The 13504-nt window shown below is 51.4% G+C and carries 12 protein-coding genes; 10 read left to right on the top strand and 2 right to left on the bottom strand.

The window, feature by feature from the left end:
* Positions 1-24: 24 nt before the first annotated feature.
* Entirely contained in the window at positions 25-357 is a 333-nt protein-coding gene (locus ACTHUG_RS10415; protein WP_440386650.1) for a stress response protein, read from the top strand.
* A gap of 51 nt (positions 358-408) precedes the next feature.
* On the opposite strand, the gene ACTHUG_RS10410 is transcribed toward ACTHUG_RS10415, so the two are convergent.
* Together ACTHUG_RS10410 and ACTHUG_RS10405 are read right to left on the bottom strand one after the other, a co-directional pair.
* Positions 409-1143, bottom strand: coding sequence for an epoxyqueuosine reductase QueH (locus ACTHUG_RS10410; protein ID WP_049331023.1), 735 nt, complete (start codon positions 1141-1143; stop codon positions 409-411).
* Positions 1144-1243: 100 nt separating this feature from the next.
* The gene (locus ACTHUG_RS10405) at positions 1244-2701 is read right to left on the bottom strand and encodes a patatin-like phospholipase family protein (RefSeq protein ID WP_440386651.1); all 1458 of its coding nucleotides are present in this window, start codon (positions 2699-2701) and stop codon (positions 1244-1246) included.
* Between the two features lie 139 nt (positions 2702-2840).
* Between ACTHUG_RS10405 and recO the strand changes: the two genes are divergently transcribed.
* From recO to prpF, 9 genes are all read left to right on the top strand, one after another.
* A complete protein-coding gene (gene recO / locus ACTHUG_RS10400) occupies positions 2841-3584 on the top strand; it encodes a DNA repair protein RecO (protein WP_440386652.1) in 744 nt (247 codons plus the stop codon).
* Between the two features lie 68 nt (positions 3585-3652).
* Positions 3653-4381 carry a pyridoxine 5'-phosphate synthase gene (gene pdxJ, locus ACTHUG_RS10395; RefSeq protein ID WP_311477782.1) on the top strand — a complete coding sequence of 243 codons (729 nt, stop codon included), beginning with the start codon at positions 3653-3655 and terminating at the stop codon, positions 4379-4381.
* 88 nt (positions 4382-4469) lie between these two features.
* Positions 4470-4847, top strand: a complete 378-nt coding sequence (acpS, locus tag ACTHUG_RS10390; RefSeq protein WP_036490916.1) for a holo-ACP synthase — start codon at positions 4470-4472, stop codon at positions 4845-4847.
* Between the two features lie 154 nt (positions 4848-5001).
* Entirely contained in the window at positions 5002-5802 is an 801-nt protein-coding gene (locus tag ACTHUG_RS10385) for an NUDIX domain-containing protein (protein WP_440386669.1), read from the top strand.
* A 1-nt stretch (position 5803) separates the two neighbouring features.
* A complete protein-coding gene (locus ACTHUG_RS10380) occupies positions 5804-6226 on the top strand; it encodes a hypothetical protein (RefSeq protein WP_440386654.1) in 423 nt (140 codons plus the stop codon).
* A gap of 764 nt (positions 6227-6990) precedes the next feature.
* On the top strand, positions 6991-7866 hold the full coding sequence (gene prpB, locus ACTHUG_RS10375; RefSeq protein WP_036490908.1) for a methylisocitrate lyase: 876 nt from the start codon (positions 6991-6993) through the stop codon (positions 7864-7866).
* 85 nt (positions 7867-7951) lie between these two features.
* Entirely contained in the window at positions 7952-9106 is a 1155-nt protein-coding gene (gene prpC, locus ACTHUG_RS10370; protein ID WP_440386655.1) for a bifunctional 2-methylcitrate synthase/citrate synthase, read from the top strand.
* Positions 9107-9506: 400 nt separating this feature from the next.
* Positions 9507-12113, top strand: coding sequence for a Fe/S-dependent 2-methylisocitrate dehydratase AcnD (gene acnD, locus ACTHUG_RS10365; RefSeq protein ID WP_440386656.1), 2607 nt, complete (start codon positions 9507-9509; stop codon positions 12111-12113).
* Between the two features lie 114 nt (positions 12114-12227).
* Entirely contained in the window at positions 12228-13397 is a 1170-nt protein-coding gene (prpF, locus tag ACTHUG_RS10360) for a 2-methylaconitate cis-trans isomerase PrpF (protein ID WP_440386657.1), read from the top strand.
* Positions 13398-13504: the final 107 nt, after the last annotated feature.

Genomic DNA, 13504 nt, shown 5'->3' with positions numbered 1-13504 from the left:
GAAAAACTATTTAGGAAAAGAATCATGTTAATGCTGAAAAATTTAGGTTCCGCACTGGCGGCGGTTGCCATATTGAGTTTGGGTGCTTATTCTGCCGAGGTGGCGGCCAAGCCGCATGGCTCTCATGTGAGCAAACACCAGCCAGCGAAGAAAAACAAATTGCATCCTGCCTGCAAGCAATACCTTGAGCGCCGTGCCGCTTGGTATCGCTACAAAGGCAACAAGGCCGAGTTGAGGGAAAACCATAAAGCGGCAAAAGCGTTCCGCGGTTTGCCTTATGCCGAGCAAAAAATTCAATGCCAAGCCGCTTATCAGGCATTTGATGATTTTGATCACGGCAAATTCCGCCGCCGTTAATCGGCTGATTTGAATAAAGACCGTCTGAATGTTTCAGACAGCCTTTAATTTTTATTTCTCAACGATGATTTTGTTTTCGGCTTGAGGCTCGTATTGGGTGGATTCATCGCCGTAATACAACACGCCCAGCTTGATGGGGATGCGGCCTTGTGATTTGCGGTGGGCATTGGAGTCGCGCAGGGAATAGGCGCAACCGCAGTATTCTTGTTGGTAGAAATGTTCGCGTTTGCTGATTTCAATCATGCGTGCGCTGCCGCCGCCTTTGCGCCAGTTGAAATCCCAATAAACCAGGTCATCGTAAGGCTCAGCAGCGCGATGGCCGCAGCCGTTGATCTGTTTCATGTCTTTCCAGCGTGAAATGCCCAGTGAGCTGGTGAATACATGGAAGCCGTTTTCATGGGCGTATTGGGCTGCTTTTTCAAAACGCATATCGAAACACATGGTGCAACGGATACCGCGTTCGGGTTCAAATTCCATGCCTTTGGCTTTGGCAAACCATTCTTTGCGGTCGTTTTCGTAGTCGTCGTCTTTGTCGATGAAGGGAATGCCGAATTTATCCGCAAAGCGCATGTTTTCTTCTTTGCGCAGCATATATTCTTTGTGCGGATGGATATTGGGGTTGTAAAAATAAATGGTGTAGTCGATGCCGCTGGCAAGCAGGGCTTCCATTACTTCGCCGCTGCACGGGGCGCAGCAGGAATGCAGCAGGACTTTTTTATGGCCGCCGGGCGGAACGAGGATGGGGCGGTCGATATCGGTAACGATAGGCTTGTTTTTTTCGGTCATGGTTGTATTCTGTTTTTGATATTTTGTTTCAGACGGCCTTTATCTCTGAGGCCGTCTGAAGGGGTTGAGATCTATTTTTCTATTTTAACAGAGCAATACTTTATGGAACAGATTGTTTCTGTGTTTCTTTTTCGTTTAACGGTTTGAAATCTTTAGCGTCCGGCGGCGGTTCGGCAAAGATGGCGTCGGGATTGTGGTGTGCTGCAAATTCTGTCAGCAGGTTGCGGTAGTCCAACGATTGCTTCATCAGTTCGGCAGCGGCGGTACGCAGGTTGTCCACATCTTCCGGCGGCAGATAAAAACTGGTCGGAATGTTCAATACTTTTTCCCTTAACTCGGAAGGAGGGAGGTCTTTGAGGTTGAGGCTGACGAAGGAGAAGCTGATGCCGTCGGTCTGTTTGTCTTTATTCCACTGATCGACGAAGGCGCGGAAACGGCGCAGGGATTCTTGCGAGTTTTGGTCGATGGGGATATTAACGATGGAGGAGACAACATCGCGGAAACCGGGAACGGCCGCAGTTTTGTCCAAATTGCTGCTGACTTGGTTTTGCGCATTGACGTTGATGACGACGATATGGCGGATGTTGTTTTGCAGGATTTTGTTTGTCAGGATTTTTTCCGGATACATTTCCGTCATATCCAAAAGGCTGCGCATGCCCAGATTATCGGTCAGGCCGCCGTCTATCAGGTGGATGTAGGGTCGGTTTTTCCCGTCTGCGTATTTTTGGAAGCGCTCGTAAAATTCTTTTATGGTGCGGCTTTGTTGTCTGCCTGTTTCGCTGTCGTCCGCGTCTTCGATTTTGATCGGCGGCGTGTAGTTGCAGCGTCCGCCGTTGTTGTTTAGGGTAATCGGTGCAAAGACCATGGGGACGGAACTGGATGCGGCGACGGCGCGGGCGATGCGGAGGTTGCCCAGGTCGATACACATCGGATCAAAGTATTCCTGCGTGAAGTTGAAGCGTTCGCCTATGCCCATATCGGTGGCGGAAATGATGGCAAACGGGCCTTTACCGTGTTTTTCCAAATCGCGGAAAGTGGCCTTGCCGAAAAGATAGTTTTCAAACTGCTCCTGCAACAAATCTCCGCGTCCGTATTCAGGCGAGGCCAGTCGGGGCAGATTGGACATGGAAAAGGCTTGTTTGATGACTTGGCGTTGGAAGTTTTGATGCAGGAAACGCTTGTAAAACAATGGGATGGTTTCTTCGCCTTTTAATGCAAAATAGGCGGCTAAAACCGATCCGCCGGATACGCCGACGACGACATCGACGTTGGCCAGCAAGGATTTTCTTTTGCCGCCGATGGTTACCTGCTGCTGGTTGAGCTGTTCTAAAACGCCGTAACCCAAGGCCGCCGCACGCGTTCCACCGCCTGAAAACATGACGACAATTAAGGTATCGTCATCGTCTTCCCGCTGGAGTTTGCTGGTTTCAAAGCGGTAGCCTTGCTTCAAATCGACTGCATCAATACCGGCAACGGGTTGGTATTTCACCAAGGAGCAGGCGGATAACAGGGCGAGAGAAAGTATGGAAAGCGTGGATTTGAGCTGGAATTTCGGCATAAAGTCAACAAAATCGGAAAATTATTGAAAACGGATTATAAAGGTTTTCAGGCGTTGTTTACAGAAGCAGGCCTTTCAGACGGCCTTTTGTGTCGATTTTCCGTTATAATCGACACAATCTTTATCTTTCCAAACCCTTATGGCGCAACCGAACCGCATCAACCACGAACCCGTCTTTCTGCTTGCTTCCGCTCCTTGGCGTGAGAGCAGCTTGTGGGTGGAGGCCTTCAGCCGCCGTTATGGGCGTGTGGCTTTATTGGCCAGAAGCGCACGCAAACGGCAGAGCGAATTGCGCGGCGTGTTGGTGTCGTTTGTGCCGGTGAGCGCGTCTTGGTATGGTTCGCAAGAGTTGAAGACCTTACATCGCGCCGAATGGATAGGCGGTTGGCCGCAGCCGCAGGGCAGGGCTTTGTTCAGCGGATTGTATGTAAACGAGTTGATGCTGAAATTGACCGTCCGTGAAGACCCGTTGCCCGAGCTTTACGATGTTTTGGTGGAGACCATGAAAACCATCTGCTGCGAGGCCAACCACATTGCCGCTTTGCGCCGTTTTGAATGGACGCTGCTGACACGCTTGGGCTTTGCCCCCGATTTGTTCCATGACGGCAACGGTAAGGAAATCAACGGCGAAGAAACGTATTGGCTCACGCCGGAAGAGGCTGTGGTACCCTTGACCGAGGCCGACCGCTTTCACGCGCTCAATAAAGGCGTTGCCGTATCGGGTGCGACGTTAATCGATTTGAGGGAAGGCAGTTTCGTTCATCAGGAAAGTCTGGGGCAGGCTTTGAAAGTAACGCGGCTTTTGATTGACAACCTTCTGCCCGAGGGCATCAAGTCTCGGCAGGTTTTGCAGCAGTTGCAGCAGTTTGGTTGGGGCAGTTGAATTTTTCAGACGGCCTGTGAATATGAGCAGGCTCAGACCGTCTGAAACTTTAAAGAAAGGACATTATTATGTTGTTAGGCGTAAACATCGACCATATTGCCACCGTCCGCAATGCGCGCGGTACGATTTATCCCAGCCCTGTCGAAGCGGCGCTGATTGCGGAAACCCACGGCGCAGATTTGATTACCATGCACTTGCGTGAAGACCGCCGCCATATTAAAGATGCGGACGTGTTTGCCGTTAAAAACGCCATCCGCACGCGCCTGAATTTGGAAATGGCGCTGACGGAAGAAATGCTGGAAAACGCGCTCAACGTGATGCCGGAAGATGTGTGCATCGTGCCTGAAAAACGCCAAGAAGTAACCACAGAAGGCGGTTTGGACGTATTGGCGCAACAGGATAAAGTGGCCGAGTTCACCAAAATCCTGACCGATGCAGGCATCCGAGTGTCCTTGTTTATCGATGCCGACAACGCGCAAATCCAAGCCGCCCATGATGTCGGAGCGCCCGTTATCGAATTGCACACCGGTGCGTATGCCGATGCACACGGCCACGCCGAGCAGATGAAACAATTCGAGCGCATTCAAAACGGTGCGCATTACGCCAGCGATTTGGGCTTGGTCGTCAACGCCGGACACGGCCTGACCATTCACAACGTAACGCCGATTGCCCAAATTCTCGCCATCCGCGAGCTGAACATCGGCCATTCGCTGATTTCCCAAGCACTCTTCCTCGGCCTGCCTGAAGCGGTCCGCCAAATGAAGGAAGTCATGTTCAGGGCCAGAATGCTGCCTTAAGGGCATCAGCCATACCGGCTAAAGCGGTTTGCTTTGGCCGGTAGCCGCATTTTCAGACGGCCTGACTATTTAAACAAGGAGCAGACCCATGATTTACGGAATAGGCACGGATATTGTTTCCCTCAAACGCATTATCCGCCTGAACAAAAAATTCGGACTGGCATTTGCGCAACGCATTCTCAGTCCGGAAGAGCTGTTGGAATTTCCGCAGGCAGGCAAACCGGTCAACTATCTTGCCAAACGCTTTGCCGCCAAGGAGGCTTTTGCCAAAGCCGTCGGGACGGGCATACGCGGCGTGGTGTCCTTCCGCAATATCGGTGTCGGACACGACGCATTGGGCAAGCCTGAATTGTTTTTTGCACCGGCTTTGAGCAAATGGCTGGAAGAACAGGGGATCCGAAGCTGTCATCTGAGCATGAGCGATGAAGAGGATACCGTCATGGCTTTTGTCATTGCGGAAAAATAAGGCCGGATTTAAGTATTCTGAAATAGAGCATCCTTTTCAGACGGCCTGAAGGGTTAGGTATTTGTTGAAGGTCGGGCGTATAGGCCCGACATCGTTTTTTTACGCATAAATTGGCAGGTGTCGCCGCCTGCCGCATATTAAGAATAATCTCATGATGACTGAAGACACACGTCCATTGGTGCAAGTGGTTGCCGGGATTTTGCTCGACAAAAACGGCCGCTACCTGCTCAGTTCCCGCCCGGAGGGCAAGCCCTATGCCGGCTATTGGGAATTTGCCGGCGGCAAGGTGGAAGCCGGCGAAAGCGATTTTCAAGCTTTGCAACGTGAATTTGAAGAAGAACTCGGCATCCGTATCCTTGCCGCTACGCCGTGGCTGACCAAAGTCCATTCCTACGAACACGCACATGTACGCCTGCATTTTTTATGGGTGGAAGCCGACCAATGGGCGGGCGAAATCCAATCGAGGGAAGGGCAGAAATGGGCATGGCAAAAAGCAGGGGATTTTACCGTTGCACCGATGCTGCCAGCCAATAGCGCATTGTTACGCTCCCTATCCATTCCGCGCCAGCTTCAAGGCCGTCTGAAAAGCGGCTTCAGCGGTCAAAACAGCATGGGCGAATATCATGTTGCGCCATATGGATTGGCTCATCAAACCGCATCGGCGGTATTACTGGAGTTTGCCGATTGGCAGCAAGACAAGCTGCAAGAAGCGTCCGGCGTGTGGCCAATCATTGAAAATGCCGAACAATGGCGGCAGGTGCAAAATGCGGATACCGTTGTTTGGAAAGTGGCGAATGAAGCGGCTGCCAGACAAGTTGCAGATATTTTGGCGCAAGGCGTGGCGATGCCGCTGATTGTGGCAGCTCCGGAAAGTCTGTTTTCCATTTATCGCGAACAGTGGCAGAGCATGGGTGCGCATGCCGTTTTGACCGATAATGACATTGAGGCCGTCTGAAATGAGTAAAAATCAAAAGCTTTTGATTGCCGCTGTTTTACTGATTGTGTTTGCGGCGGCCAAACTGCTGCTCTTGGATTGGTGGCAGCAACAGCAATCAAAAACGAAAGTAGTCGAATGTAATTTAATACAAGGCTGCATATTGCCTGACGGTTCAAAAGTACGCGCAACATCCATCAATACGCATGAACCGTTTGATATCGTGATAGAGAATGTTCCGCGAAATACGGGCGCGGTCAGTATCAGTTTCAGTATGAAAAACATGGATATGGGCTTCAACCGCTATAATCTGACTAAACAATCTCCGCGAAGCTGGCAGGCTTTGCAAATCCGCTTGCCGTTTTGTGTCGAGGGCCGCCATGATTACACTGCCGATATTACCGTTGGCAAACAGACTTTTCAGACGGCATTTAGCGCGAAGTAGCCATCCGATAGAGGCCGTCTGAACGGCCATAGGCTAAAAAAAATCTAATTTTTTAGATGGCGTATTTAAAAATTCCTTATAAATGAATCAATTATAAATTATTTTTTGGTGGATTGTTTACAATCATTCTGACTATAAACTAAAAATACAAAACGGACAGAAGCCAGGCTACATCAGGGTTTGATGTGGCAGGAACTGTCCGCTTTTTATGTTTGTTGCTAAAGAATCATTTATTAGTAACTGAATTTTTTATAAAATTTTTGAAAAAAGTGTTTGACAAGTCTGGTTTTATTTTTTAAATTTGTTTCCATAAATAAAAACTACATCGCACTACAAAGGAACATCATCATGAATCTGTATCAAACCACTCTCTCTTGTTATAGATTTTCCCCTCTCTCCGCCGATCCCGTCGTCGTCTGCTTATTGCCAGTCGCGGCGGTCTGAAGGCTCTCAACCCGAATCCAGTTTCCGCATTCCCACAAACACTTCGGGTTTTAAAACTTCTTTCCTCTGTTGCATTCATATACTGATTAATAATATTTAAAAAACAAATACCTCCGCTTCAGCCTTATTGTATTCAATGGTTTTGATAACTATTTGTTTTTATTAATTTTAAATTTTTAGATGGTTGGTAATGGAAATTTTATAGGCCGTCTGAAAACAGTTTTTGAAACGATTGTTTCTTTTTAAACGGTTCGTTTCTGGTTTAGAGAAAACCGAACCGGCCGATTGATACTGATAAAAGTCTATAAAGGAGAAATATGATGAGCCAACACTCTGCCGGAGCGCGTTTCCGTCAAGCCGTGAAAGAATCGAATCCTCTTGCCGTCGTCGGTTGCGTCAATGCTTATTTTGCGCGATTGGCCACCCAAAGCGGTTTCAAGGCGATTTATCTGTCCGGCGGCGGCGTGGCAGCCTGCTCTTGCGGTATCCCTGATTTGGGCATCACCACAATGGAAGATGTGCTGATCGATGCGCGACGCATTACGGACAACGTGGATACGCCTTTGCTGGTGGACATCGATGTGGGTTGGGGCGGAGCATTCAATATCGCGCGTACGATTCGCAACTTTGAACGCGCCGGTGTTGCAGCGGTTCACATCGAAGATCAGGTAGCACAAAAACGCTGCGGCCACCGTCCGAACAAAGCCATTGTTTCTAAAGATGAAATGGTCGACCGTATCAAAGCTGCCGTCGATGCGCGCGTTGATGAGAACTTCGTGATTATGGCGCGTACCGATGCGCTGGCGGTGGAAGGTTTGGATGCCGCCATCGAACGCGCCCAAGCTTGCGTGGAAGCCGGTGCGGACATGATTTTCCCTGAGGCCATGACCGATTTGAACATGTACCGCCAATTTGCGGACGCGGTGAAAGTCCCTGTGTTGGCGAACATTACCGAATTCGGCGCGACTCCGCTTTATACCCAAAGCGAGCTGGCTGAAAACGGCGTATCGCTGGTGCTGTATCCGCTGTCATCGTTCCGCGCCGCAAGCAAAGCCGCACTGAATGTTTATGAGGCGATTATGCGCGACGGCACTCAGGCGGCGGTGGTTGACAGTATGCAAACCCGTGCCGAGCTGTACGAGCATCTGAACTATCACGCATTCGAGCAAAAACTGGATAAATTGTTTCAAAAATGATTAACCGCTTTCAGACGGCCTTTCAGCAAATCCGCATTGGCCGTCTGAAAAAATAAAACCCATAAAAATACAAAGGAGAAATACCATGACTGCAACTACGCAAACCCCGACTTTCAAACCGAAAAAATCCGTTGCGCTTTCCGGCGTTGCGGCCGGTAATACCGCATTGTGTACCGTCGGCCGTACCGGCAACGATTTGAGCTATCGCGGTTACGACATCTTGGACTTGGCACAAAAATGCGAGTTTGAAGAAGTCGCCCACCTGCTGATTCACGGCCATCTGCCCAACAAATTCGAGCTGGCCGCTTATAAAACCAAGCTCAAATCCATGCGCGGCCTGCCTATCCGTGTGATTAAAGTGTTGGAAAGCCTGCCTGCACATACCCATCCGATGGATGTGATGCGTACCGGTGTATCCATGCTGGGCTGTGTTCATCCCGAACGTGAAAGCCATCCGGAAAGTGAAGCGCGCGACATCGCCGACAAACTGATCGCCAGCCTCGGCAGCATCTTGTTGTATTGGTATCAATATTCGCACAACGGAAGACGCATTGACGTCGAAAGCGACGAAGACACCATCGGCGGCCATTTCCTGCACCTGTTGCACGGCAAACGCCCAAGCGAATCACACATCAAAGCCATGCACGTTTCACTGATTCTGTATGCGGAGCATGAGTTCAACGCTTCTACCTTTACCGCCCGCGTGATTGCCGGTACAGGCTCTGATATGTACTCCAGCATTACCGGCGCAATCGGCGCGTTGAAAGGTCCGAAACACGGCGGTGCGAACGAGGTGGCTTACGATATTCAAAAACGCTACCGCAATGCCGACGAAGCCGAAGCAGACATCCGCGAACGCATCGGCCGCAAGGAAATCGTGATCGGTTTCGGTCATCCGGTGTACACCATCTCCGACCCGCGCAACGTTGTCATCAAAGAAGTGGCACGCGGTTTGAGTAAAGAAACCGGCGATATGCGCCTCTTTGACATTGCCGAACGCTTGGAGAGCGTGATGTGGGAAGAGAAAAAAATGTTCCCGAATCTGGACTGGTTCTCAGCCGTTTCCTACCAAAAATTGGGCGTACCGACCGCTATGTTCACACCGCTGTTCGTAATTTCCCGTACAACCGGTTGGAGCGCACACGTTCTCGAGCAACGCAAAGACGGCAAAATCATCCGTCCGAGCGCAAACTACACAGGCCCTGAAGATTTGGCATTCGTGGAGATTGAAAACCGCTGATACGCGTAACAGCAGGGTGGGCCGCCTGCCCGCCCATCTCGAAATGCCTTTTGAAAACAATGAATAGATGATGTTTTCGTTTTTCGACGGCCTAGTGCAGTATGCGAGAGAGAGAGCCGGCCGTTTGGAAAACATGCTGCTCTGCTGTCGTCATTCCCATACAGGCAGAAATTCAACAATTGAAATGTTCTGCTGTAAAGAGTGCTGAAAGATTTAAGTTTGGATTTCCGTCTATACGGGAATGATGGTAGCAGAGCGGCAATTTTTTTTCATACCGCGAATAGATTTCAAATCACAAGCAATAAAACCGAATTTATGGTTTCAGACGGCCTGAAGGTCCGAATCAACAGGCCGTCTGAAACCCCAAAACCAAAAAAAGAATAGATTTAGGAGAACCGACATGACTGCCAACCAACGCTACCGTAAAGCTTTGCCCGGTACGGATTTGGAATATTACGACGCGCGTCAGGCGTGTGAAGACATCAAACCAGGCTCTTACGACAAGTTGCCTTATACAAGCCGCATCTTGGCTGAGAACTTGGTCAACCGCGCAGACAAAGTCGACCTGCCTACGCTGCAAAGCTGGCTGGGCCAGCTGATTGAGGGAAAACAGGAAATCGACTTCCCTTGGTATCCGGCGCGCGTGGTGTGTCACGATATTCTGGGTCAGACAGCGTTGGTGGATTTGGCAGGTCTGCGCGATGCAATTGCCGAAAAAGGCGGCGATCCTGCCAAAGTGAATCCGGTGGTGCAAACCCAGCTCATCGTCGACCACTCTTTGGCCGTTGAATGCGGCGGCTACGATCCTGATGCTTTCCGCAAAAACCGAGAAATCGAAGACCGGCGCAACGAAGACCGTTTCCACTTCATCAACTGGACAAAAACCGCCTTTGAAAATGTGGATGTGATTCCTGCTGGCAACGGCATTATGCACCAAATCAACTTGGAAAAAATGTCGCCCGTCGTCCAAGTCAAAAACGGCGTGGCATTCCCTGACACCTGCGTCGGCACAGACTCGCACACGCCGCACGTCGATTCATTAGGCGTGATTTCCGTAGGCGTGGGCGGTTTGGAAGCGGAAACCGTGATGCTGGGGCGCGCGTCCATGATGCGTCTGCCCGATATTGTCGGCGTTGAGCTGACCGGCAAACGCCAGCCGGGCATTACTGCCACCGATATCGTGTTGGCACTGACCGAATTCTTGCGTAAAGAGCGCGTGGTTGGTGCATTTGTCGAATTCTTCGGTGAAGGTGCAAGAAGCCTGTCGATCGGCGACCGTGCCACCATTTCCAACATGACGCCTGAGTTCGGCGCGACTGCCGCCATGTTCGCCATCGACGAGCAAACCATTGATTATTTGAAACTGACCGGTCGCGACGATGCGCAGGTGAAATTGGTGGAAACCTACGCCAAAACCGCAGGCTTGTGGGCAGATGCCTTGAAAACCGCCGTTTATCCTCGCGTATTGAAATTTGATTTAAGCAGCGTAACGCGCAATATGGCAGGCCCAAGTAATCCGCATGCCCGTTTTGCGACCGCCGATTTAGCCAGCAAAGGCTTGGCTAAACCTTACGAAGAGCCTTCAGACGACCAAATGCCTGACGGCGCAGTGATTATTGCCGCGATTACTTCGTGTACCAATACTTCCAATCCGCGCAACGTTGTCGCCGCCGCGCTGTTGGCACGCAATGCCAACCGTCTCGGCTTGAAACGCAAACCTTGGGTGAAATCTTCGTTTGCCCCGGGTTCAAAAGTAGCCGAAATCTATTTGAAAGAAGCAGGCTTGTTGCCCGAAATGGAAAAACTCGGCTTCGGCATTGTCGCCTTCGCCTGCACTACCTGCAACGGCATGAGCGGCGCGCTGGATCCGAAAATCCAGAAAGAAATCATCGACCGCGATTTGTACGCCACCGCTGTATTGTCGGGCAACCGCAACTTCGACGGCCGCATCCACCCGTATGCGAAACAGGCTTTCCTCGCTTCGCCTCCGCTGGTTGTTGCCTACGCGCTGGCAGGCAGCATCCGTTTCGATATTGAAAACGACGTACTCGGCGTTGCAGACGGCCGCGAAATCCGCCTGAAAGATATCTGGCCGACCGACGAAGAAATCGATGCCGTCGTTGCCGAATATGTGAAACCGCAGCAGTTCCGCGATGTGTATGTACCGATGTTCGACACCGGCAAAGCGCAAAAAGCCCCGAGCCCGCTGTACGACTGGCGTCCGATGTCCACCTACATCCGCCGCCCGCCTTACTGGGAAGGCGCATTGGCAGGGGAACGCACATTAAGAGGTATGCGACCGCTGGCGATTCTGCCCGACAACATCACCACCGACCACATTTCACCGTCCAACGCGATTCTGGCGGCGAGTGCGGCAGGCGAATATCTGGCAAAAATGGGTTTGCCCGAAGAAGACTTCAATTCCTACGCCACCCACCGCGGCGACCACCTCACTGCCCAACGCGCCACCTTCGCCAATCCCAAATTGTTTAACGAAATGGTGAAAAACGAAGACGGCAGCGTACGCCAAGGTTCGCTGGCACGCGTTGAACCCGAAGGCCAAACCATGCGCATGTGGGAAGCCATCGAAACCTATATGAACCGCAAACAGCCACTTATCATCATCGCCGGCGCGGACTACGGACAGGGCTCCAGCCGCGACTGGGCGGCGAAAGGCGTGCGGCTGGCGGGCGTGGAAGCCATTGCCGCCGAAGGTTTCGAGCGCATCCACCGCACCAACCTCATCGGCATGGGCGTGTTGCCGCTGCAATTCAAACCCGGAACCAACCGCCACACCCTGCAACTGGACGGCACGGAAACCTACGACGTGGTCGGCGAACGCAAACCGCGCGGCGACCTGACCCTCGTCATCCACCGCAAAAACGGCGAAACCGTAGAAGTCCCCGTGACCTGCCGCCTCGATACCGCAGAAGAAGTATTGGTATATGAAGCCGGCGGCGTGCTGCAACGGTTTGCACAGGATTTTTTGGAAGGGAACGCGGCGTAAGGTAAATCGGGCATCGTCAAAAGCCCAGGCTACGCTTCAAAAGGTTTTCAGACGGCCTTGAATGTTTGAGAGGCCGTCTGAAAAACATACTAAAAATACAAAGGAGAACTCGAAATGCCGCAAATTAAAATTCCAGCCGTTTACTACCGCGGCGGTACATCCAAAGGCATTTTCTTCAAACGTACCGATCTGCCGGCCGCGGCGCAGGAAGCAGGCGAGGCTCGCGACAAAATCCTCTTGCGCGTACTCGGCAGTCCCGACCCTTACGGTAAGCAGATAGACGGTTTGGGTAATGCCAGTTCGTCCACCAGCAAAGCCGTAATTTTGGACAAATCCGAACGCGCCGATCACGATGTCGATTACTTGTTCGGGCAAGTTTCCATCGACAAACCATTTGTCGATTGGAGCGGCAACTGCGGCAATCTGACCGCCGCCGTGGGCGCATTTGCTATCGAGCAAGGCTTGGTCGATAAATCCAAAATCCCTTCAGACGGTCTGTGTACCGTCAAAATCTGGCAGAAAAACATTGGCAAAACCATCATCGCCCATGTGCCGATGCAAAATGGTTCAGTTCTAGAAACAGGTGATTTTGAGCTAGACGGCGTAACGTTCCCTGCAGCCGAAGTACAAATCGAATTTCTTGATCCGGCCGACGGCGAAGGCAGTATGTTCCCAACCGGCAATTTGGTCGATGAAATTGATGTACCGAATATAGGCCGTCTGAAAGCCACGCTTATCAATGCCGGCATTCCAACCATTTTCTTGAATGCTGCGGATTTGGGCTACACAGGCAAAGAGTTGCAAGACGACATCAACAACGATGCCGCGGCTTTGGAAAAATTTGAAACCATCCGCGCGTATGGCGCGCTGAAAATGGGTTTGATCAGCGATGTATCCGAAGCTGCCACCCGCGCGCACACGCCCAAAGTCGCTTTTGTCGCCCCTGCGGCCGATTACACCGCTTCAAGCGGCAAAACCGTCAAAGCTGCCGACATCGACTTATTGGTACGCGCACTGAGCATGGGCAAATTGCACCACGCCATGATGGGCACCGCTTCAGTTGCCATCGCTACCGCCGCCGCCGTGCCCGGTACGCTGGTCAACCTTGCAGCCGGAGGCGGAGCGCGTAAAGAAGTCCGTTTCGGCCATCCCTCAGGCACGCTGCGTGTCGGTGCAGCCGCCGAATGTCAGGACGGACAATGGACGGCCACCAAAGCAGTCATGAGTCGTAGCGCACGCGTGATTATGGAAGGACAAGTCCGAGTGCCGGAAGATTGCTTTTAAGTTTTCAGACGGCCGCAGCATTAAACAAGGCCGTCTGAAAACCAAATAAGCAGATTTTAGTCAGGTAGCGATACCTGCAATGGAGATTAGGGTTGGGCATAAAGCCT

This window comes from Neisseria sp. P0022.S009 (assembly GCF_051956675.1).
Taxonomy (GTDB): Bacteria; Pseudomonadota; Gammaproteobacteria; order Burkholderiales; family Neisseriaceae; genus Neisseria.
The sequence above is the reverse complement of the archived record's forward strand: the minus strand, read 5'-3'. Positions and strand labels throughout refer to the sequence as shown.

Bases quoted from the DNA above. Each gene is read 5' to 3' on its own strand.
- recO (WP_440386652.1), top strand. From the start codon at position 2,841: ATGGCGCAACCGAACCGCATCAACCACGAACCCGTCTTTCTGCTTGCT.
- ACTHUG_RS10405 (WP_440386651.1), bottom strand. From the start codon at position 2,701: ATGCCGAAATTCCAGCTCAAATCCACGCTTTCCATACTTTCTCTCGCC.
- prpF (WP_440386657.1), top strand. From the start codon at position 12,228: ATGCCGCAAATTAAAATTCCAGCCGTTTACTACCGCGGCGGTACATCC.
- ACTHUG_RS10410 (WP_049331023.1), bottom strand. From the start codon at position 1,143: ATGACCGAAAAAAACAAGCCTATCGTTACCGATATCGACCGCCCCATC.
- pdxJ (WP_311477782.1), top strand. From the start codon at position 3,653: ATGTTGTTAGGCGTAAACATCGACCATATTGCCACCGTCCGCAATGCG.
- acnD (WP_440386656.1), top strand. From the start codon at position 9,507: ATGACTGCCAACCAACGCTACCGTAAAGCTTTGCCCGGTACGGATTTG.
- acpS (WP_036490916.1), top strand. From the start codon at position 4,470: ATGATTTACGGAATAGGCACGGATATTGTTTCCCTCAAACGCATTATC.
- ACTHUG_RS10385 (WP_440386669.1), top strand. From the start codon at position 5,002: ATGACTGAAGACACACGTCCATTGGTGCAAGTGGTTGCCGGGATTTTG.
- prpB (WP_036490908.1), top strand. From the start codon at position 6,991: ATGAGCCAACACTCTGCCGGAGCGCGTTTCCGTCAAGCCGTGAAAGAA.
- prpC (WP_440386655.1), top strand. From the start codon at position 7,952: ATGACTGCAACTACGCAAACCCCGACTTTCAAACCGAAAAAATCCGTT.
- ACTHUG_RS10380 (WP_440386654.1), top strand. From the start codon at position 5,804: ATGAGTAAAAATCAAAAGCTTTTGATTGCCGCTGTTTTACTGATTGTG.
- ACTHUG_RS10415 (WP_440386650.1), top strand. From the start codon at position 25: ATGTTAATGCTGAAAAATTTAGGTTCCGCACTGGCGGCGGTTGCCATA.